22 protein-coding genes are annotated in these 15,948 nt (G+C 57.6%); 12 read left to right on the top strand and 10 right to left on the bottom strand.

Going from position 1 to position 15,948, the window contains the following annotated elements; all coding sequences use genetic code 11:
* Positions 1-48 precede the first annotated feature (48 nt).
* Both JL015_RS18985 and prlC read right to left on the bottom strand, forming a co-directional pair.
* Positions 49-336, bottom strand: coding sequence for a YheV family putative zinc ribbon protein (locus JL015_RS18985; protein WP_200986376.1), 288 nt, complete (start codon positions 334-336; stop codon positions 49-51).
* Positions 333-2,420, bottom strand: coding sequence for an oligopeptidase A (gene prlC / locus JL015_RS18980; RefSeq protein WP_201019527.1), 2,088 nt, complete (start codon positions 2,418-2,420; stop codon positions 333-335). The genes JL015_RS18985 and prlC overlap by 4 nt, the downstream gene beginning before the upstream one ends.
* Before the next feature lie 76 nt (positions 2,421-2,496).
* Between prlC and JL015_RS18975 the strand changes: the two genes are divergently transcribed.
* Both JL015_RS18975 and JL015_RS18970 read left to right on the top strand, forming a co-directional pair.
* Positions 2,497-3,042: a gamma carbonic anhydrase family protein gene (locus JL015_RS18975; protein ID WP_201019526.1), complete on the top strand. Its 546-nt coding sequence runs from the start codon at positions 2,497-2,499 to the stop codon at positions 3,040-3,042.
* A gap of 41 nt (positions 3,043-3,083) precedes the next feature.
* Positions 3,084-3,731: an HAD family hydrolase gene (locus JL015_RS18970; RefSeq protein ID WP_201019525.1), complete on the top strand. Its 648-nt coding sequence runs from the start codon at positions 3,084-3,086 to the stop codon at positions 3,729-3,731.
* 59 nt (positions 3,732-3,790) lie between these two features.
* Here JL015_RS18970 and JL015_RS18965 read toward each other — a convergent pair whose 3' ends face one another.
* Positions 3,791-4,855 carry an aminopeptidase gene (locus tag JL015_RS18965; RefSeq protein WP_201019524.1) on the bottom strand — a complete coding sequence of 355 codons (1,065 nt, stop codon included), beginning with the start codon at positions 4,853-4,855 and terminating at the stop codon, positions 3,791-3,793.
* Between the two features lie 94 nt (positions 4,856-4,949).
* Between JL015_RS18965 and JL015_RS18960 the strand changes: the two genes are divergently transcribed.
* Positions 4,950-5,363 (top strand): PA0061/PA0062 family lipoprotein, encoded by a 414-nt coding sequence (locus JL015_RS18960; RefSeq protein ID WP_201019523.1) that lies wholly within the window; start codon positions 4,950-4,952, stop codon positions 5,361-5,363.
* Here JL015_RS18960 and JL015_RS18955 read toward each other — a convergent pair whose 3' ends face one another.
* Both JL015_RS18955 and JL015_RS18950 read right to left on the bottom strand, forming a co-directional pair.
* A complete protein-coding gene (locus JL015_RS18955) occupies positions 5,364-5,597 on the bottom strand; it encodes a DUF1161 domain-containing protein (RefSeq protein WP_201019522.1) in 234 nt (77 codons plus the stop codon).
* A 144-nt stretch (positions 5,598-5,741) separates the two neighbouring features.
* Complete coding sequence (locus tag JL015_RS18950) at positions 5,742-6,173, bottom strand: OsmC family protein (RefSeq protein ID WP_201019521.1); 432 nt, start codon at positions 6,171-6,173, stop codon at positions 5,742-5,744.
* Positions 6,174-6,371: 198 nt separating this feature from the next.
* Between JL015_RS18950 and JL015_RS18945 the strand changes: the two genes are divergently transcribed.
* Positions 6,372-7,373 (top strand): LLM class flavin-dependent oxidoreductase, encoded by a 1,002-nt coding sequence (locus JL015_RS18945; protein ID WP_201019520.1) that lies wholly within the window; start codon positions 6,372-6,374, stop codon positions 7,371-7,373.
* A 112-nt stretch (positions 7,374-7,485) separates the two neighbouring features.
* Here the strand turns inward: JL015_RS18945 and JL015_RS18940 are convergent, their stop codons facing one another.
* Both JL015_RS18940 and JL015_RS18935 read right to left on the bottom strand, forming a co-directional pair.
* Positions 7,486-7,710 carry a DUF1161 domain-containing protein gene (locus JL015_RS18940; protein WP_201019519.1) on the bottom strand — a complete coding sequence of 75 codons (225 nt, stop codon included), beginning with the start codon at positions 7,708-7,710 and terminating at the stop codon, positions 7,486-7,488.
* A gap of 142 nt (positions 7,711-7,852) precedes the next feature.
* On the bottom strand, positions 7,853-8,068 hold the full coding sequence (locus JL015_RS18935; protein WP_201000936.1) for a dodecin: 216 nt from the start codon (positions 8,066-8,068) through the stop codon (positions 7,853-7,855).
* Between the two features lie 166 nt (positions 8,069-8,234).
* Here JL015_RS18935 and JL015_RS18930 point away from each other — a divergent pair, with 166 nt between their 5' ends.
* The gene (locus JL015_RS18930; RefSeq protein WP_201000938.1) at positions 8,235-8,561 is read left to right on the top strand and encodes a DUF883 family protein; all 327 of its coding nucleotides are present in this window, start codon (positions 8,235-8,237) and stop codon (positions 8,559-8,561) included.
* On the opposite strand, the gene JL015_RS18925 is transcribed toward JL015_RS18930, so the two are convergent.
* Entirely contained in the window at positions 8,562-9,470 is a 909-nt protein-coding gene (locus JL015_RS18925; RefSeq protein WP_201019518.1) for a LysR family transcriptional regulator, read from the bottom strand.
* 128 nt (positions 9,471-9,598) lie between these two features.
* On the opposite strand from JL015_RS18925, the gene trpB reads away from it, so the two are divergent.
* The 7 genes from trpB (at position 9,599) to JL015_RS18890 (ending at position 14,588) form a co-directional block, all read left to right on the top strand.
* The gene (gene trpB, locus JL015_RS18920) at positions 9,599-10,828 is read left to right on the top strand and encodes a tryptophan synthase subunit beta (protein WP_201019517.1); all 1,230 of its coding nucleotides are present in this window, start codon (positions 9,599-9,601) and stop codon (positions 10,826-10,828) included.
* The gene (gene trpA / locus JL015_RS18915) at positions 10,825-11,637 is read left to right on the top strand and encodes a tryptophan synthase subunit alpha (protein ID WP_201019516.1); all 813 of its coding nucleotides are present in this window, start codon (positions 10,825-10,827) and stop codon (positions 11,635-11,637) included. The genes trpB and trpA overlap by 4 nt, the downstream gene beginning before the upstream one ends.
* Before the next feature lie 124 nt (positions 11,638-11,761).
* Positions 11,762-12,244, top strand: coding sequence for an anti-virulence regulator CigR family protein (locus tag JL015_RS18910; protein WP_201019515.1), 483 nt, complete (start codon positions 11,762-11,764; stop codon positions 12,242-12,244).
* Between the two features lie 149 nt (positions 12,245-12,393).
* Positions 12,394-13,140, top strand: a complete 747-nt coding sequence (locus tag JL015_RS18905) for a 2OG-Fe dioxygenase family protein (protein WP_201000946.1) — start codon at positions 12,394-12,396, stop codon at positions 13,138-13,140.
* A gap of 61 nt (positions 13,141-13,201) precedes the next feature.
* Positions 13,202-13,579, top strand: a complete 378-nt coding sequence (locus JL015_RS18900) for a GNAT family N-acetyltransferase (RefSeq protein ID WP_201001381.1) — start codon at positions 13,202-13,204, stop codon at positions 13,577-13,579.
* On the top strand, positions 13,576-14,292 hold the full coding sequence (locus tag JL015_RS18895) for an AzlC family ABC transporter permease (RefSeq protein ID WP_201019514.1): 717 nt from the start codon (positions 13,576-13,578) through the stop codon (positions 14,290-14,292). The genes JL015_RS18900 and JL015_RS18895 overlap by 4 nt, the downstream gene beginning before the upstream one ends.
* The gene (locus JL015_RS18890) at positions 14,271-14,588 is read left to right on the top strand and encodes an AzlD domain-containing protein (protein ID WP_201019513.1); all 318 of its coding nucleotides are present in this window, start codon (positions 14,271-14,273) and stop codon (positions 14,586-14,588) included. The genes JL015_RS18895 and JL015_RS18890 overlap by 22 nt, the downstream gene beginning before the upstream one ends.
* Here the strand turns inward: JL015_RS18890 and JL015_RS18885 are convergent.
* Positions 14,505-15,428, bottom strand: coding sequence for a LysR family transcriptional regulator (locus tag JL015_RS18885; protein ID WP_201000949.1), 924 nt, complete (start codon positions 15,426-15,428; stop codon positions 14,505-14,507). The two genes, JL015_RS18890 and JL015_RS18885, sit on opposite strands and share 84 nt — an antisense overlap.
* 167 nt (positions 15,429-15,595) lie before the next feature.
* Positions 15,596-15,928 carry a DOPA 4,5-dioxygenase family protein gene (locus tag JL015_RS18880; protein ID WP_201000950.1) on the bottom strand — a complete coding sequence of 111 codons (333 nt, stop codon included), beginning with the start codon at positions 15,926-15,928 and terminating at the stop codon, positions 15,596-15,598.
* Positions 15,929-15,948 lie beyond the last annotated feature (20 nt).

Raw genomic sequence — 15,948 nt, 5'->3', positions numbered from 1 at the left:
CGTATAAAAAAGGGCGCTCAGTAGAGCGCCCTTTTCATCATCAGCCATTCAACTCGGATCAACCGGCTTTTTCAGCTTTGGATTCGGGAAGAACTGCACGCCCTGAACCTTTGGATCTGCCGGTTTTGGCGTGGCCTTGTTGACTCGTGTTCCCAGTTCCTTGGGAATCGACAGGCCCTGTTCATTGAGCGTATCGCTGTAGCCGCAACCCACGCATTCGCGATGGGGCACGTCGTCTTCGCTCCACATCTTCAACTTGTCGGGTTCGCTGCACGCCGGGCAGACAGCCCCGGCGATAAAGCGTTTCTTGGTAATGACTACCGGTGTATCGGTCATGCTGCCGCTTCCTCACTCAGGCCACTGTGGCGCAAGAGTGCGTCAATTGAAGGCTCGCGTCCGCGGAAGTCGACGAACAACACCATCGGCGCCTGGGAACCGCCACGCGCCAGAATGGCTTCGCGGAAGGCACGACCCGTTTCGGCGTTGAGTACACCGTCTTCCTCGAACTTGGAGAAAGCGTCGGCAGACAACACTTCAGCCCACTTGTAGCTGTAGTAACCGGCTGCATAACCACCCGCGAAGATATGCGCGAAGCTGTTCGGGAAGCGGTTATAGGCTGGCGGTCGCATGACCGAGACTTCATCGCGAATGCCTTCGAGCACTTCCAGCACACTACGGCCGTCGCCATGGGTGGCGTGCAGCTCGAAGTCGAACAGCGAGAACTCCAGTTGACGAACCATCATCAGCCCCGACTGGAAGTTCTTGGCTGCGAGCATTTTTTCCAGCAGGTCCTGAGGCAGTGCTTCGCCGCTCTCGTAGTGACCGGAAATCAGGGCCAGGCCTTCAGGCTCCCAGCACCAGTTTTCCATGAACTGGCTTGGCAGTTCGACTGCATCCCACGCCACGCCGTTGATCCCGGAAACACCAGCATGCTCGACGCGGGTCAGCAGGTGATGCAGGCCATGGCCGAATTCGTGGAACAGGGTGGTGACTTCATCGTGAGTCAGCAAGGCAGGCTTGCCGCCGACTGCTGGCGTGAAGTTGCACACCAGATTCGCCACCGGGTTCTGCATACGGCCTTCGGCGGTACGGCGACGGTCGCGTGCGCCATCCATCCAGGCACCGCCACGCTTGTTGGCGCGGGCATACAGGTCGAAGAAGAAGCGCCCGACGTGCTGGCCGTTTTCCTTGATCTCGAAGAGACGAACATCCGGGTGCCAGGTGTCGAAACCTTTCTGTTCGGCGATTTCAATTCCGTACAGGCGCTGAACAATGGCAAACAGGCCGCTCAGCACTTTATCGATAGGGAAATAGGCGCGCAGGATTTCCTGGGAAACGCTGTAGCGCTGTTCGCGCAGTTTTTCGCCATAGAAACCGCTGTCCCAGCTTTGCAGATCCGGGCAACCCTGTTCGGCGGCATACGCCTTGAGCTGCTTGAGGTCCTGTTCGGCAAAAGGCTTGCTGCGCTTGGCCAGATCGCGCAGGAAGCTGAGCACCTGATCGCTGGACTCGGCCATCTTGGTCGCCAGGCTCAGTTCGGAGAAGCTGGCGAAGCCCAACAGTTGTGCCAGTTCCTGACGCAGGTCGAGGATCTGCGCCATGACCGGGCCGTTGTCGTTCTTGCCCGCATTCGGGCCTTGATCCGAGGCGCGTGTGCAGTACGCCGCATAGACTTCCTCGCGCAGGGCGCGGTCTTCGGCGTAGGTCATTACCGCGTAGTAGCTCGGGAACTCCAGGGTAATCAGGAAACCTTCCAGATCCTTGGCCTTGGCGGCGGCAGCCATTTGCTGTTTGGCCGATTCGGTCAGACCCGCCAGGGCAGATTCGTCAGTGACCAGTTTGGTCCAGGCCTGGGTTGCATCGAGCAACTGGTTGGAGAACTGGCTGCCCAGCTCCGACAGCTTGCTTTGCACTTCGGCGTAACGCTTCTGCTGCTCGGGTGGCAGGTCGATACCCGAAAGGCGGAAGTCGCGCAGCGATTGTTCCAGAATAGTCTTCTGGCCAACATCGAAGTTTGCCGCTTCCGGGCTGTTGGCCAGGGCTTCATAGGCCTGGAACAGCTCACGGTTCTGGCCCATTTCGGTGGAGTAAGCGCTCAATGCAGGCAGGCACGACTCGTAGGCTTCGCGCAGTTCTGCGCTGTTGCAGACGGCATTCAGGTGACTGACCGGGCTCCAGGCGGCTCCCAGGCGGTCATTCAATTCATCCATCGTCAGGACCAGTCCGGCCCAGGTGGGTGTCGAACCCTGCCTGGCAAGAATGTCGGCAATCGCGGCGCGGTTATCGGCCAGGATCTGTTCGATGGCAGGTTTTACGTGCTCGGCACGGATCGCCGAGAAAGGAGGCAGGTCGTACGATTGCAAAAGAGGGTTGTTCGCGCTCACGGTTTTGCACCTTGGCTGGAAGAAACACTCACGCATCTTAATTACAATCGACGCCGACCGCAGCACTCAAACCGGTATCGCGCATCTATCACCACCAAAGAAGGAGCCTATCGTGGCCATTCGCAAGTTCCAGGACCACACCCCAGCCCTTGGCGAGCGAGCGTTCGTCGACTATTCCGCTGTGGTGATCGGCGATGTCGAGATCGGTGCCGACAGCTCCGTCTGGCCACTGACCGTCATCCGTGGCGACATGCATCGCATCCGTATCGGTGCCCGTACCAGCGTGCAGGACGGCAGCGTGTTGCACATCACCCACGCAGGGCCGTTCAACCCTGACGGCTTTGCGCTACTGATCGGTGACGAAGTGACTATCGGCCACAAGGCGATGCTGCATGGCTGCACCATCGGCAACCGGATCCTGATCGGCATGGGCACCACCATCATGGATGGCGCGGTGGTCGAGGATGAAGTCATCATTGGCGCTGGCAGCCTGGTGCCGCCGGGTAAAGTGCTGGAAAGCGGGTTTCTGTACGTGGGGCGTCCGGTCAAACAGGCACGGCCACTGACTGAAAAGGAGATCGCCTTTTTCCCCTATAGCGCGACCAATTACGTGAAGCTCAAGGATCAGCACCTGGCCGAAGGTTACGACCAGCCCTGAGTTATCCACAGACCTTTTTACGCATTCACTGGCGAGAACCCATGCATTACAAAAACATTCTGTTCGACCTCGACGGCACACTGACTGACCCGCGCCTGGGGATAACTCGCTCGATCCAGTTTGCCTTGGGGCGTCTGGGCATCGACGAGCCGGATATCACTAAACTGGAACACTTCATCGGCCCACCGCTACTGCAAGCCTTCATGCAGTTTTATGAGATGGACGAAGCCCGTGCCTGGGAGGCTGTGGGTTTCTATCGCGAGCGCTTCAAAGTCACCGGGCTTTATGAAAATCTGGTTTTCGATGGCGTGCCCGAGCTGCTTGAAACCTTGGGTGGTCAAGGTCGAACGCTGTATATCGCGACTTCAAAGCCTTGGGTTTTCGCCCATGAAATCGCCCGGCACTTCGACTTCGCCAGGCATTTCAAGGTGATCTACGGCAGTGAGCTGGACGGCACCCGCACCGACAAAGTGGAACTGATCGCCCATCTGCTGGAGCAGGAGCGTCTGGACCCAAGCCAGACCTTGATGATCGGCGACCGCAAGCATGACCTGATCGGCGGGTCGCGTAACGGGCTGGATGTGGCAGCAGTAGGTTATGGTTTTGGCAGCCATGAGGAACTGACAGCGCAATCGCCGACCTATCATTTTGTGACGATGGCCCAGATGCATGAGGCTTTTCGCGAATGAATTCAGGAGGGGATTGGTCTGTTCGCGAATGAATTCGCTCCTACAGTGTGGGAGCGAATTCATTCGCGAAAGCCGCTGAGCTCCTGCAACTTGGCCTTGCGCTGCACCACAGGCAAATCCCCCAGCTTTTCCACGGCATCGAAGAACGCCACCCAGTCACCATTCACTTGCTTGAACAACGCCTCAAACGCTGGCACCCACTGGTCATAAAGCCCGAAGGGCAGCAGCTTGGCGTTGTTCATCGGTGAGTTGATCCACCCGTCGAAGCGTTTGTCGCCGCTCCATTGCTCATCACGCAATTGCCGGTACTCACGGCGCAAGCGCTCGAATTCGGCGGCTTTGCGCTCACGCATCAGCTCGGCTGTCAGCGGCTGGCGATACAAGACCTTGAGCCGCTCCCGGGTATCGAGCACCAATCGAATGAACTGATCCCGGCGTGTGGATTGTGAGACGTTTTCCGGTGCCAGGCCTCGTGCAGCACGCCATTGGCGAGTGCCTTCCTGCTCCACGAAGCTGGCGTAGGATTCGTTGAACTCGGTGTCGTCCTTCACATAGAAACGTTGATGGGCCAGTTCGTGGAAGATCAGCGTTGCCAGTCGCTCGTCACCCCAACCCAGCATGGAACTGAGAATCGGATCGTTGAACCAGCCCAGCGTTGAATACGCTTCGACGCCGCTCATGTACACGTCCTTGCCGGCCTGACGCTGTAAAGCGGCTTCACCTCGCGCACCGCCCTGGCTGTAATAACCGCGATAGGCCACGCAACCGGCAATCGGAAAGCAATGAGTGACAGGGTCCAGAGAGAACTCATCGGTCGCGAATACGTTCCAGACGACATAAGGACGGCCCAGATCGGCGTACAGGCGATAACTCTTGTTGTCCGGCAGATGCAGATGGTCGCTGGCGAAGGTACGAGCTTCCTGGGCATATGCCAGACGCTGACGCAATTTCGGGTCGCGCGCAGGGTCAGAGATGATGTCCTGGATCGGCTCCCGAGCCTGTAGCAGTCGCAGTTGACCACTGGCCAACTGGCCGTAATACGAAAGGCTGGAGCATCCACAAAGCAAAACCATCGTCGCTATCGGCAAACTGTGCCAGAGACGTAAAACATTGAGTCGTGGCATACACGGCCTTCAAGACAGGGATAGAACGGGTTATGCAGGACAGCCAGGGTATTACGCAACTATCATCGTCATCCGCCCATCTTCGGAGCCTGACATGCGCCTGATAGCATTGACTCTCGCCCTTGGCACCCTTCTGGGGTGTACTACGCCTTTACCTGCCGTGGACCCGGACATGGCCTGGATCGACATGCGCACCATGACCGGCAGGCTGGTGATGGCAGACAAGCTTGATGGCAAGAATACCTATGATGGCCGCTACTTTCAGGTCACTCCCGGTCGCCACGAGCTACAGATACGCTTCGATTATGAATATCGCTCGGGCGGGCTGGGCCTGATAAGTGACGACTACACCGACATCACCTGTTTCATCGATATCGAGTACGACCATTTTGTCGCCGGGCAGCGTTACATGATCGAAGCCCGCACGCTTGCCAATGACATTACCGCCAAACTTTATGACGCCGAGCGCAAGGTGCTGGCCCATGAAGGGGATGTCCGCTGCATCTGATCAGCTATCGTTTTTTTGATAGATGATTTTTTTGGTGCCGTTTTCGCAGCTGCCCACCACCATGTTCTGGTCGTGGACCTCGGCGTTGGGGACGATTTCCAGCGTATAGGACGTGACGTTGTTGGCCTGGATCTTGGCCTCGATCTCGTCCTTGAGTTCTTCGCAGGATTTCGGCGCAGCCAGGGCGCCGGTCGTCAGCAGGATACAGCTCATAGCCAAAACAAAACGTTTCATGCCCGATTCCTTCGATAAGACGCACAGAACCTTGTCTGTGCTGTAGTCCTTCATACGACCGTCCGGCCCCGCATCTGGTTCTGACGGGCAAAAAAATGACCCGTACAACCGGGTTGTACGGGTCATCAGGTGTCACGCTATCGATCAACCGAGCAGCGTGGCGTCCAGGGTAATCTTGGCGTTCAGCACCTTGGAAACCGGGCAGCCTTCTTTGGCTTGCCTGGTCAAATCATCGAACTGCTGCTGGCTTGCACCCGGGACCTTGGCCTTGAGCACGAGATGAACGGCTGTGATCGAAAATCCGCCGCTGTCCTGATCCAGGGTCACTTCAGCCTGAGTATCGATGCTTTCAGCAGTGAAGCCCGCGTTCCCGAGGATCATCGACAGGGCCATGGAGAAACAGCCGGCATGGGCTGCGCCGATCAGTTCTTCCGGGTTGGTGCCCTTGCCGCCTTCGAAGCGGGCCTTGAAACCGTAAGGCGCTTCGCGCAGTACGCCCGTTTCAGTGGAGATACTGCCAATGCCACTCTTCAGATCACCTTCCCAATGGGCTGATGCTTTCTTGACGATGCTCATGGTGCCTCCTGATTAAATCGGTAATGTTCCGGCCGTAACCAAGTTTCTGAGGATAGACGGTCTTGGAAAGTTCAACGTATAAGTCCTAGCGTTTTGGTAGGTCTTTTTCGGGGTTGCCATTGAAAAGCAGCGCTTGCGCCCGCACTGCTGTTTCATCATGGGCTCAGCCCAACACATTTCGAGGAGAAGCAGCGGCCTATGAAACGTTTGACGGATGTAAAGATTTCCACCCTTGATCTGGTGCCTGTGCGTCAGGACAAAGGTCCCGCAGAATCACTGCGTAATTCCCTGAACCTGGCTCAGCACGTCGAGAAGCTGGGTTACAACCGTTTCTGGGTTGCAGAGCACCACAACATGGATGGCATCGCGAGTTCGGCGACTTCTGTGCTGCTGGCCTATCTGGCTGGCGGTACTTCGACGATTCGCGTAGGCGCTGGTGGCGTCATGCTGCCCAACCATGCGCCATTGGTCATTGCCGAGCAGTTCGGCACCCTTGCCAGTCTCTATCCCGGTCGTATCGATCTGGGCCTGGGACGTGCGCCGGGTTCGGACCAGATGACGGCCCGGGCATTGCGACGCGAGCGCTCCGGTAGCGCGGATGACTTCCCTGATGATGTCACCGAGCTGATGGGCTACCTCGGGCCACGCACGCCTGATCAAAAAGTGATCGCTGTGCCGGGTTCAGACACCAATGTGCCGATCTGGTTGCTGGGTTCGAGCCTGTTCAGTGCCCAGATCGCCGGGATGCGTGGGCTGCCTTATGCCTTTGCCTCCCATTTCGCGCCGCGCTACATGCATGAAGCGATTCGCGTCTATCGCAATCATTTCCAGCCTTCAGACGTGCTCGACAAGCCTTACGTGATGTTGGGTGTACCGCTGGCGGCGGCCGACACTGACGAGCATGCCGAGTACCTGGCGACGTCGGTCTATCAGCGCATTCTGGCGCTGATGCGTGGGCACAGCCTGGTGCAGCGTCCGCCCGTCGAATCCATGGACAAGCTGTGGCTGCCTCACGAACGAGAGGCCGTGGCGAGTTTTCTGGGGCTGGCGATGGTGGGCGGTCCGCAAAAGATCCGCGCCAAGCTGGATGTGCTGCTGGAGCAGACCGATGCCGATGAATTGATCTTCACCTGCGACATGTACGAACACGAGGATCGTCTACGTTCGTATGAAATTCTGGCGCAGGTTGCGCAGGGATAAGGACACCGCACAGTGCAGGACCGGATTTATCCGGGAAGGCGGCATACCTGACGGTAAGGATCGGCCTTTCGCGAATGAATCCGCTCCTGCACGGCGGTGGCGCGTACCCGGATCAGTTGCGGGTGTAGATGATCTTGTGTCTGCCCACATCGCAGGAGCCTACGACTTTCTGATCCTTCAGATCGTCGGTCGGGATAATTTCCAGCGTGTAGGACGAAACCTTGAGCGACTTGAGTTTTGCGTCAATCTCCGCTTTCAGCTCTTCGCAATTCTTGCCCGCCGCCATGGTGGTTCCAGCAAAACTCAGCAAGCCTACTACCAATAGAAGCTTCTTCATCAATGACACTCCCTCGTGTTGACAAATACAGGCACTCCAAAATGAAGCGCTCAATGGCAACCGCCACGCATTGATGCGTGGCAGCGGTCTCTATCTGTAGCGGAATTTATGGCAAACGGCCAGTTAAAAGCGTCAGAACCTGTCAGCTATCGGCGATGCGAAAGCCCACCTTGAGGGTTACCTGATAGTGCGCAACCTTGCCGTTCTCGATGTGCCCGCGGGTTTCGGTCACTTCAAACCATTCCAGTAACTGAAGGCTCTTGCTGGCCTCTGCAATCGCATTGTTGATGGCGTCTTCGATACTGGTGGTAGACGAGCCAACCAGCTCGATCTTCTTGTAGGTGTGGTGATCACTCATGGCAGTTCTCCTTGGTAGCCTTCAGGAGCGTAGCAGTGGCGACGCTCATTGGTTCTGTCAGGAAAATGCAGACAAAAGTTCAGCACTTTGCATAAATCCCATCGCACTTTCCAAAACCTGCGCAGTCGGAAACAACACACGTACTCATCACAGCAGGAGAAATACCATGGCTAGCAATTCCCTTCGTAAAGCCTCGTTGCAAAGCATGGAAGCAGAGATCGAAAGCCTCCTAAAGTCATTGGAAAGCCTCAAAGGCGATGCTTCCGAGGAGTCGCGCAAGACGCTGAAAAGTCTCAAGGTCAATGCTGAAAATGCGCTGAGCCATTCGCGCCATCTGCTCAGCGATCTGTACGAGGACGTGAAGGTCAAGACCCGTGAAAATGCACTCGCTACCCGCGATTACGCTCAGGAACATCCCTGGACGACTGCGGGCGTTGCAGTCGGCGCGATTGGCCTGCTTGCTGCCTATCTGTTGATCAAACGTGGCGACTGATCATTTTCTGATCGGCTCGATGGAGTGCTCCAGCTCGTTTTTCAACCATTGAGCCAACTGCTGCGCCCGACCGTCAGCAGCGCGTCGGGGTAGCCAGAGTGCAAGGCGTGCCGGGGTTTCGCTGAAACCCCATGGCGCAGCCAGGCGTCCGGCCCGCAGGTCGTCCGTGACCAGCGGCTCGGGGGCAATGGCAATGCCCAGGCCCGCGACTGCTGCCTCCAGCAAATAATACAAATGCTCGAACCCCTGCCCGTAACGCAAAGCCTGCGGATCGATCCCATGGTGTTGAGCCCAGCTTGGCCAGGCTTGTGGGCGCGAGGTGGTTTGCAACAGTGATTCGTTCAATAACGCTTGGGCAGGTGCCTGCCGCAATGCCTCGAAATGTGTGAAGCGTGGGCTCAGCACTGGCCCGATACGTTCGCTGGCCAACTCGAAAACCTGCATGTCCGCCGGCCATGGGGGCTCCGCGAATACCAGCAGTGCATCCAGCCCCGGTCGGCGCGGGTCCAGATCGCCCTCGCCCGCCGAGAGATGCAGACGCAGGTCCGGCAGCTCGGCATTCAGGCGCCCAAGGCGTGGAATGAACCAGCGCGCCAGCAGGCTACCGGAGCAACCCAGTACGAATGGCGCATCCGCGCTGCCTTGGCTCAGTTCGGCACACACATCGCGCAATCGGTCGAAAGCTTCACCGCTGACGTCGCGCAATCGAATACCTGAATCTGTGAGTTTCAGGCCGCGACCATCCTTGCTGAACAGGCTGACGCCCAAGTGTTCTTCCAAGGCTTTCAACTGACGGCTGACCGCGCCATGGGTCACGTGCAGCTGTTCCGCAGCATGACTGACGCTGCCCAGGCGGGCAGTGGCTTCAAAAGCGCGCAAGGCATTGAGGGGAGGAAGGTCGCGGCTCATGGTATGTGTGAGTTTTCCTGACAGGTTGTGGCGATCTTATCGGTTTTCATCCGGGCTTGCGCTGGTTAAAGTGAGCCCATTGCCGATACGGCTCAACCCATTCGCCCAAGACTGCAACTGGAGCCCCCATGACCCAGACCAACTTTCGCAGCGGTCCCGACGCCAACGGCCTGTTCGGCTCATTTGGCGGCCGCTACGTAGCTGAAACCCTCATGCCGCTGGTGCTTGACCTCAATCGCGAGTACGAAGCCGCCAAGGCCGATCCTGAGTTCGCCGAGCAACTGGCGTACTTCCAGCGTGATTATGTAGGCCGCCCCAACCCTCTGTATTTCGCCGAGCGCCTGACCGAGTTCTGCGGTGGCGCCAAGATCTACTTCAAGCGCGAAGAGCTGAACCACACCGGCGCACACAAGATCAATAACTGCATCGGCCAGATCCTGCTGGCCAAACGCATGGGCAAGAAGCGCCTGATCGCGGAAACCGGCGCAGGCATGCACGGCGTTGCTACTGCCACGGTCGCTGCCCGTTTCGGTCTGCCTTGCGTGATCTACATGGGCGCAACCGACATCGAGCGTCAGCAGGCCAACGTATTTCGCATGAAGCTGCTGGGCGCCGAGATCGTGCCGGTCACTTCCGGCACCGGCACCCTGAAAGACGCCATGAACGAAGCCCTGCGTGACTGGGTAACCAACGTTGAAGACACCTTCTACCTGATCGGCACTGTGGCAGGCCCACACCCGTATCCGGCGATGGTCCGTGATTTCCAGTCGATCATCGGCAAGGAAACCAAGGCCCAGATGCAGGAAAAGGAAGGACGTCTGCCAGACAGTCTGGTGGCTTGCGTGGGCGGTGGCTCCAACGCAATGGGCCTGTTCCATCCATTCCTCGATGATGCCAGCGTGCAGATCGTTGGCGTCGAGGCTGGTGGTCACGGTATCGACACCGACAAGCATGCAGCCAGCCTCAACGGCGGCGTACCCGGCGTATTGCACGGCAACCGTACTTACCTGCTGCAGGACGACGACGGCCAGATCACCGACGCCCATTCGATTTCCGCGGGCCTGGACTACCCAGGCATCGGCCCTGAGCACGCTTACCTGCATGAAGTGAAGCGCGCCGAATACGTCAGCATTACCGACGAAGAGGCCCTGCAGGCTTTCCATCAGTGCTGCCGACTCGAAGGCATCATCCCCGCGCTGGAAACTGCCCACGCACTGGCCGAAGCCATCAAACGTGCCGCCACTCTGAGCAAGGACCATTTGATGGTCGTGTGCTTCTCCGGTCGCGGAGACAAAGACATGCAAACCGTAATGAACCACATGGCCGCCGCCGAAAAGAATCAGGAGAAGTCGGTATGAGCCGTCTTGAGCAACGTTTCGCCCAGCTGAAAACCGAAGGCCGTGCGGCGCTGGTGACCTTCATCACTGCTGGCGACCCTGGTTACGATACGTCGCTGAAAGTCCTCAAAGGGCTGCCGGCTGCGGGTGCCGACGTGATCGAGCTGGGCATGCCCTTCACCGATCCGATGGCCGATGGTGTCGCGATTCAACTGGCGACCCTGCGTGCCCTGGACGCCGGGCAGACTCTGCTGAAAACCCTGCAAATGGTCAGCGAGTTCCGCGCAGAAGATCAGACCACGCCTATCGTGCTGATGGGTTACTACAACCCGATTCATCGTTTTGGTGTGGATGCATTCGTGGCAGCCGCCAAGGATGCGGGCGTCGACGGCCTGATCATCGTCGACCTGCCACCTGAGCATGACGCCGAGCTGGCCACGCCTGCCCAGGCTTCTGGCATCGACTTCATTCGCCTGACCACGCCGACCACCGATGACGCACGTCTGCCACGTGTTCTGGAGCGCAGTTCCGGTTTCGTCTACTACGTGTCCGTCGCCGGTGTGACCGGTGCCGGATCGGCTACCACCGAGCACGTCACCGAAGCCATTGCACGTCTGCGTCGCCATACGTCTCTGCCGATCAGTGTCGGTTTCGGCATTCGTACGCCTGAGCAGGCAGCCGCTATCGCCCGTCTGGCCGATGGCGTGGTGGTCGGTTCTGCGCTGGTGGACAAGATCGCCACAGCCAAGTCGCCCGGCGAGGCCGTCGATGGCGTGTTGAGCCTTTGCGCGGCGTTGGCTGATGGTGTGCGTCAAGCTCGCAAGAGCTGAAGGTAAAGTTCCTGATACAGAGGAATCAATTCGCCATTAGCTGTCCTATGCAGCAAGACACAAGGGGTTCACGGCCAAGGTCCTGAGCCCCTTTTTTTGCTTCATTGAATGCTGAGGTATCCCCATGAAACTGCCAAATCGTTTTATAGCCGGGCTGGGCATCCTGCTGATCAGCGCCAGTCCGCTGCTCCAGGCCGCGCCGGATCAGCGTGACGGGCGTGATGACAATCGTGGCGGTCAGCAGCACGGCCCGCAAAACAATGGCGGCCCCGATGGTCGTGGCAATGGTGGCAACAAAGGCCATGGCAATCAGGGGCATCAGGACAACCGTGGCGGTAATCGTCCACCTCAGGACTTCGGCCAGGTCCGTCAGACCTTTCAGCAGCATCGCGATGTCATCGGCCGTGGCCAGCCTCTGCCGCCGGGCGTACACATTGTCAAAGGCAAGCCACTGCCCCGTGGTTATGGCAAGCGGTTGGATAGTCGTTCGCTGCAATACCTGCCGCGTTATGACGGTTACGAGTGGCGTCGTCTGGGTACCGACGTAGTCTTGATCGCGGTGGGCACAGGAATTGTCTACGCTATCCTCGATGGCGTACTGAATTGATTCACTAGCCCGTGAAACGGGCTGTCTGCTTGCGGCAGGCAGCCCTTCAGGCGCATCAATCAGGGCTTGATATGCCTCAAATTCTTTTTCATGGAACTATCTGCCATGACGTCTAAATTAGGCGCTCACCGTAGAAAAGGACCCTGAAAATGCTTGTCTTGAACAAGGAAGTTGGCCACTCGCTACAACGTGACAAGTTTGCAAATGTTCTAGGCAGCGATTTTAGTTTGTACGGTCATTTCGCCGATTTCATCCGGCTCACCAAGAGCTGGGAGAACATGGAAGAAGACAAGTACTACGGGCAGGCCGATGCAGGCATGCGGTTTCGCCGCTATAGCGACTTTGAATACAACCCCGTCACTCGCGACCTGCGTCAACTCGAACACCGTGCTTATGTCCAGTCCACCGCCCATAACCGCTACGTTGGCGGCATGGAACGGCATTTTCAGGACTTTTCCGAAGAAGTCATCGCCTCTCCGGTTGTACGCAGCCTCATAGACCTGGACTTTGAGGTCTACAAAAACGTGCTGCCCCTGGAGTTGCACGACAAGGTCTGGCAATGCCAGATCCACCAGATTCGTATCGAAATCAAACCGGGCAAGACGCTTGAAATCACTCCTGAAGGCATCCATTGCGATGGCTATCCTTTCAGCGGCGTGCATTTCTGGGGCAAGCAGAACGTCGAGGGCGCGCAAAGCCGGCTGTACAACGCCCAGGAAGAACAACTGGCAGCACTCACCTACGATGAAGTGCTGGACACCACCTTCTTCCTCGACCGTGAAATGCGCCACTACGTAACGCCTGCGAGCAATCGCGACCCGCATAAAACGGCCTATCGGCAGATTATGGCTATTTCATTTTCCTTGCCGGGGACGCCTTTTGACATCGTTCGCTGAAAACCTCGAACCTGCTGAAATTGCGCTTCTCAAGCGAGCGACCTATCAGGATGCTGCGCTGCTGGAGAGCTTTTTCCGCTCTTTCAAAGAGGTCGCGTTCTGCCAGTGGCAGGACACCAAATGCTTGCAGCGTATCCTGACCCGCGAGACTACCATTGCTTATCTGGCCGAAGATGCCAAAGGCGATGTCGTTGGCGCGGTGCTGGGCGGTGTTCTGGGAACTCGCGGGACCATCAATCATCTGGCGGTCAGCCCTGAATATCGCGGCCAGGGTGTCGGGCAGTGTCTGGTGGATGCTGCAACCACGGACATGAAGCGCCTCAATGTGCGGCGCATGTTCCTGTTCGTCGATGGCGATAATCTGGTGGGGCGTAATTTCTGGAATAGCCTGGGCTTTCATGAGCCCAAGGGCGAAATTACTTGCGAGAAAGACCTTTGAGCAAGCTATCGATCGATCAAACCTTGCCTGTCCAGAATCAGAAATCCCGTGCTTTTGCTGAAGCGAGCCCTGTCGTGGCCGGCTACTTTGCCGTTGCCTTCGTGTTCGGGCTCATGGCGATCAACGCGGGCTTTCCGCTCTGGTTGCCGGTTGCGATGTGTCTGTTCGTCTATGCCGGTGCCTCGCAGTTCGCGGCTCTGGCGCTGCTGAGCGCAGGCGCTTCGCTGCCCACGATCATCCTTACGACGTTTCTGATCAATGCCCGGCACATGCTGATGTCGGTCTATATGGCCAAGGCCTTGCGTACCCTGAAACTGAGCCGTCTGGAGCGTTTTTGCTATGGCGCGGAGCTGACCGATGAGTCGTTCGCCTTCCACAGCATCCGTCTCGGCAAAGACCAGCCTGTCACGGCCCGTTATCTGATCGGTTTCAATCTCTACTGCCACACCTCATGGGTCGCCGGTGGTCTGCTCGGTGCCTTGTGCGCCCAATATGCGGCGCATCTGGTGAGCTACAAGCTCGATTACGCACTGAGTGCCATGATGCTGTACGTGCTGGTTTCGCTGTGTGATACCCGCAAGAAGCTGATTGCAGCACTGGTGGCTGTCGTGACCATGGGCGGGCTCAGCCTGCTGGGCGACTCCGCCTTCAATGTATTTATCGCCACACTTCTGGGTTGCGGGGCAGGTCTATGTCTGAACAAGCGTTCCTGATTCTGGTTGTGGCGTCGATGGTCGCCGTCACACTGCTGCCGCGCACCTTGCCGTTGCAGGTCAATACCGAGCACTGGCCGGACTTTATCGCCAAGGCACTGGAATACCTGCCTGTGGCGATCGTGGCTGCTATTACCGTGACCCCGCTGCTGATCAGGAATCAGCAACTGCAACTTGATCGCCCCGAGTTTCTTGCCGCCTTGCCGACGCTGTTATGCGCATACCTGAGCAGGAATCTGTTTCTCAGTGTGGCGCTGGGTGTGGCGGCCTACATTATTATCAGTGCTGTCCTGTAATGCAGTGTGGACCACGTAATTCAAGGCCTGGCACGACAGGCTTGAATTGTTCACGACCAGATGCACCTCCAGCGAATCCTCGAAGCCCGGCACGATGGTCAGGCCACTGTGCTCGGCGACACTTCTGGACACCAGGCCAATGCCGTCGAACTGCCTGATCAAGGAAAGCGTCAGCGTTTCGCTGCCCGAGTACACAATGCTCGGCGGTTTGCCTTTCTTGGGCGTGCCGCCAGCAATGAAGCGCTGGAAACTGTCGGAGTACGGGCAACTGCTGCTGGGGCGAACCTGGAGTTTTTCATTGAGCGAAGACAGCGGCGTATCTTTCGGCCCGCAATGCACGCCCACGACCTGGACCTGTACAAAGGGCAGAAGAACGCTGGGGCGTATCGACTGCGGCCCGATCAGCACCGCCATATCGAAGCTTTCGTGATTCAGCTTGCTCAGGTTTTCCACCGACTCGGCGTAGCTGAACTCCAGTTGGCAGTCGTCGAACGCTTCGATCATGCGCGCCACGATGCAGCGATTGACCTCGCTCGACAGTGTACTGTTGAGCGCCACCCGCAGGATCCTTGAGGACGAGACACTGAGCGCTGCAACCTTGTTGTCCAGTTGCCGGGAAGCTTCCAGCACCTGTTCCATGTAGGGCTCAAGCTCCTGGCCCGCACTGGTCAGGGTCAGCCCTTTGTTGGAGCGCTTGAAAAGCTTGAAGCCAAATTGCGCTTCGACCTTGTTCAACTGCGCGGCCAGTGCCTGGACACTGAGGCAGCAGATTTCGGAAGCTGCGGTCAGAGAACCGCACTGCGCGACTTGCATGAGATTTTTCAGAGTGCGAATGTCCATGTGATGACATCTCCACGGGATAGCGCTATTGGATTCAAACATTACCGACAAACCACTGCTGAAGCCATTTGCCTGAAGTGGAAGTCACCATTCCATGACCTGGAACATCTTCACTGCTTATAGCGGAGCAGGTTATACACAGCTCTGTGCCTTCATGAACCTGCGTCTCAGGCCCTGAATATGGAGATATCCAGAGGCCGAATTTCTCCCATCCAGATGGCATGTTCGGTGTGATCCTTGAGCTCATCGCCCGTCAAGGGGTGCAAAAACACCACCAGATCTTTTCGATTGCGCGCCAGCCACAACACTACATCGGCAAACTGCGAGTGCCCGAACGCCAATTGGCAACTCCAATCCGGATGCGGCCCCACCAGTCGCTCGTGGACCCTCCCCATCTGTATGTCAAACTTTTCAGTGGCGGCTTCGCACAAGGCCCGCGCCTGCCCGATGGTCTGTGCATCGAAATAAATATGAGCGTGATAGCCCTGAACATCCTGCATTACCAAGTCCTCCCTAACTC

The organism is Pseudomonas cichorii, assembly GCF_015471405.1.
GTDB classification, from domain to species: domain Bacteria; phylum Pseudomonadota; class Gammaproteobacteria; order Pseudomonadales; family Pseudomonadaceae; genus Aquipseudomonas; species Aquipseudomonas serbiensis.
Note: the sequence above shows the minus strand (reverse complement) of the source record. Positions and strands in the feature narration are given on the sequence as shown.

Excerpts from the sequence above, each read along its gene's own strand:
- JL015_RS18985 (WP_200986376.1), bottom strand. The coding sequence starts at position 336 with ATGACCGATACACCGGTAGTCATTACCAAGAAACGCTTTATCGCCGGG.
- prlC (WP_201019527.1), bottom strand. The coding sequence starts at position 2,420 with ATGCGTGAGTGTTTCTTCCAGCCAAGGTGCAAAACCGTGAGCGCGAAC.
- JL015_RS18970 (WP_201019525.1), top strand. The coding sequence starts at position 3,084 with ATGCATTACAAAAACATTCTGTTCGACCTCGACGGCACACTGACTGAC.
- JL015_RS18965 (WP_201019524.1), bottom strand. The coding sequence starts at position 4,855 with ATGCCACGACTCAATGTTTTACGTCTCTGGCACAGTTTGCCGATAGCG.
- JL015_RS18960 (WP_201019523.1), top strand. The coding sequence starts at position 4,950 with ATGCGCCTGATAGCATTGACTCTCGCCCTTGGCACCCTTCTGGGGTGT.
- JL015_RS18955 (WP_201019522.1), bottom strand. The coding sequence starts at position 5,597 with ATGAAACGTTTTGTTTTGGCTATGAGCTGTATCCTGCTGACGACCGGC.
- JL015_RS18950 (WP_201019521.1), bottom strand. The coding sequence starts at position 6,173 with ATGAGCATCGTCAAGAAAGCATCAGCCCATTGGGAAGGTGATCTGAAG.
- JL015_RS18945 (WP_201019520.1), top strand. The coding sequence starts at position 6,372 with ATGAAACGTTTGACGGATGTAAAGATTTCCACCCTTGATCTGGTGCCT.
- JL015_RS18940 (WP_201019519.1), bottom strand. The coding sequence starts at position 7,710 with ATGAAGAAGCTTCTATTGGTAGTAGGCTTGCTGAGTTTTGCTGGAACC.
- JL015_RS18935 (WP_201000936.1), bottom strand. The coding sequence starts at position 8,068 with ATGAGTGATCACCACACCTACAAGAAGATCGAGCTGGTTGGCTCGTCT.
- JL015_RS18930 (WP_201000938.1), top strand. The coding sequence starts at position 8,235 with ATGGCTAGCAATTCCCTTCGTAAAGCCTCGTTGCAAAGCATGGAAGCA.
- JL015_RS18925 (WP_201019518.1), bottom strand. The coding sequence starts at position 9,470 with ATGAGCCGCGACCTTCCTCCCCTCAATGCCTTGCGCGCTTTTGAAGCC.
- trpB (WP_201019517.1), top strand. The coding sequence starts at position 9,599 with ATGACCCAGACCAACTTTCGCAGCGGTCCCGACGCCAACGGCCTGTTC.
- trpA (WP_201019516.1), top strand. The coding sequence starts at position 10,825 with ATGAGCCGTCTTGAGCAACGTTTCGCCCAGCTGAAAACCGAAGGCCGT.
- JL015_RS18910 (WP_201019515.1), top strand. The coding sequence starts at position 11,762 with ATGAAACTGCCAAATCGTTTTATAGCCGGGCTGGGCATCCTGCTGATC.
- JL015_RS18905 (WP_201000946.1), top strand. The coding sequence starts at position 12,394 with ATGCTTGTCTTGAACAAGGAAGTTGGCCACTCGCTACAACGTGACAAG.
- JL015_RS18890 (WP_201019513.1), top strand. The coding sequence starts at position 14,271 with ATGTCTGAACAAGCGTTCCTGATTCTGGTTGTGGCGTCGATGGTCGCC.
- JL015_RS18885 (WP_201000949.1), bottom strand. The coding sequence starts at position 15,428 with ATGGACATTCGCACTCTGAAAAATCTCATGCAAGTCGCGCAGTGCGGT.
- JL015_RS18880 (WP_201000950.1), bottom strand. The coding sequence starts at position 15,928 with ATGCAGGATGTTCAGGGCTATCACGCTCATATTTATTTCGATGCACAG.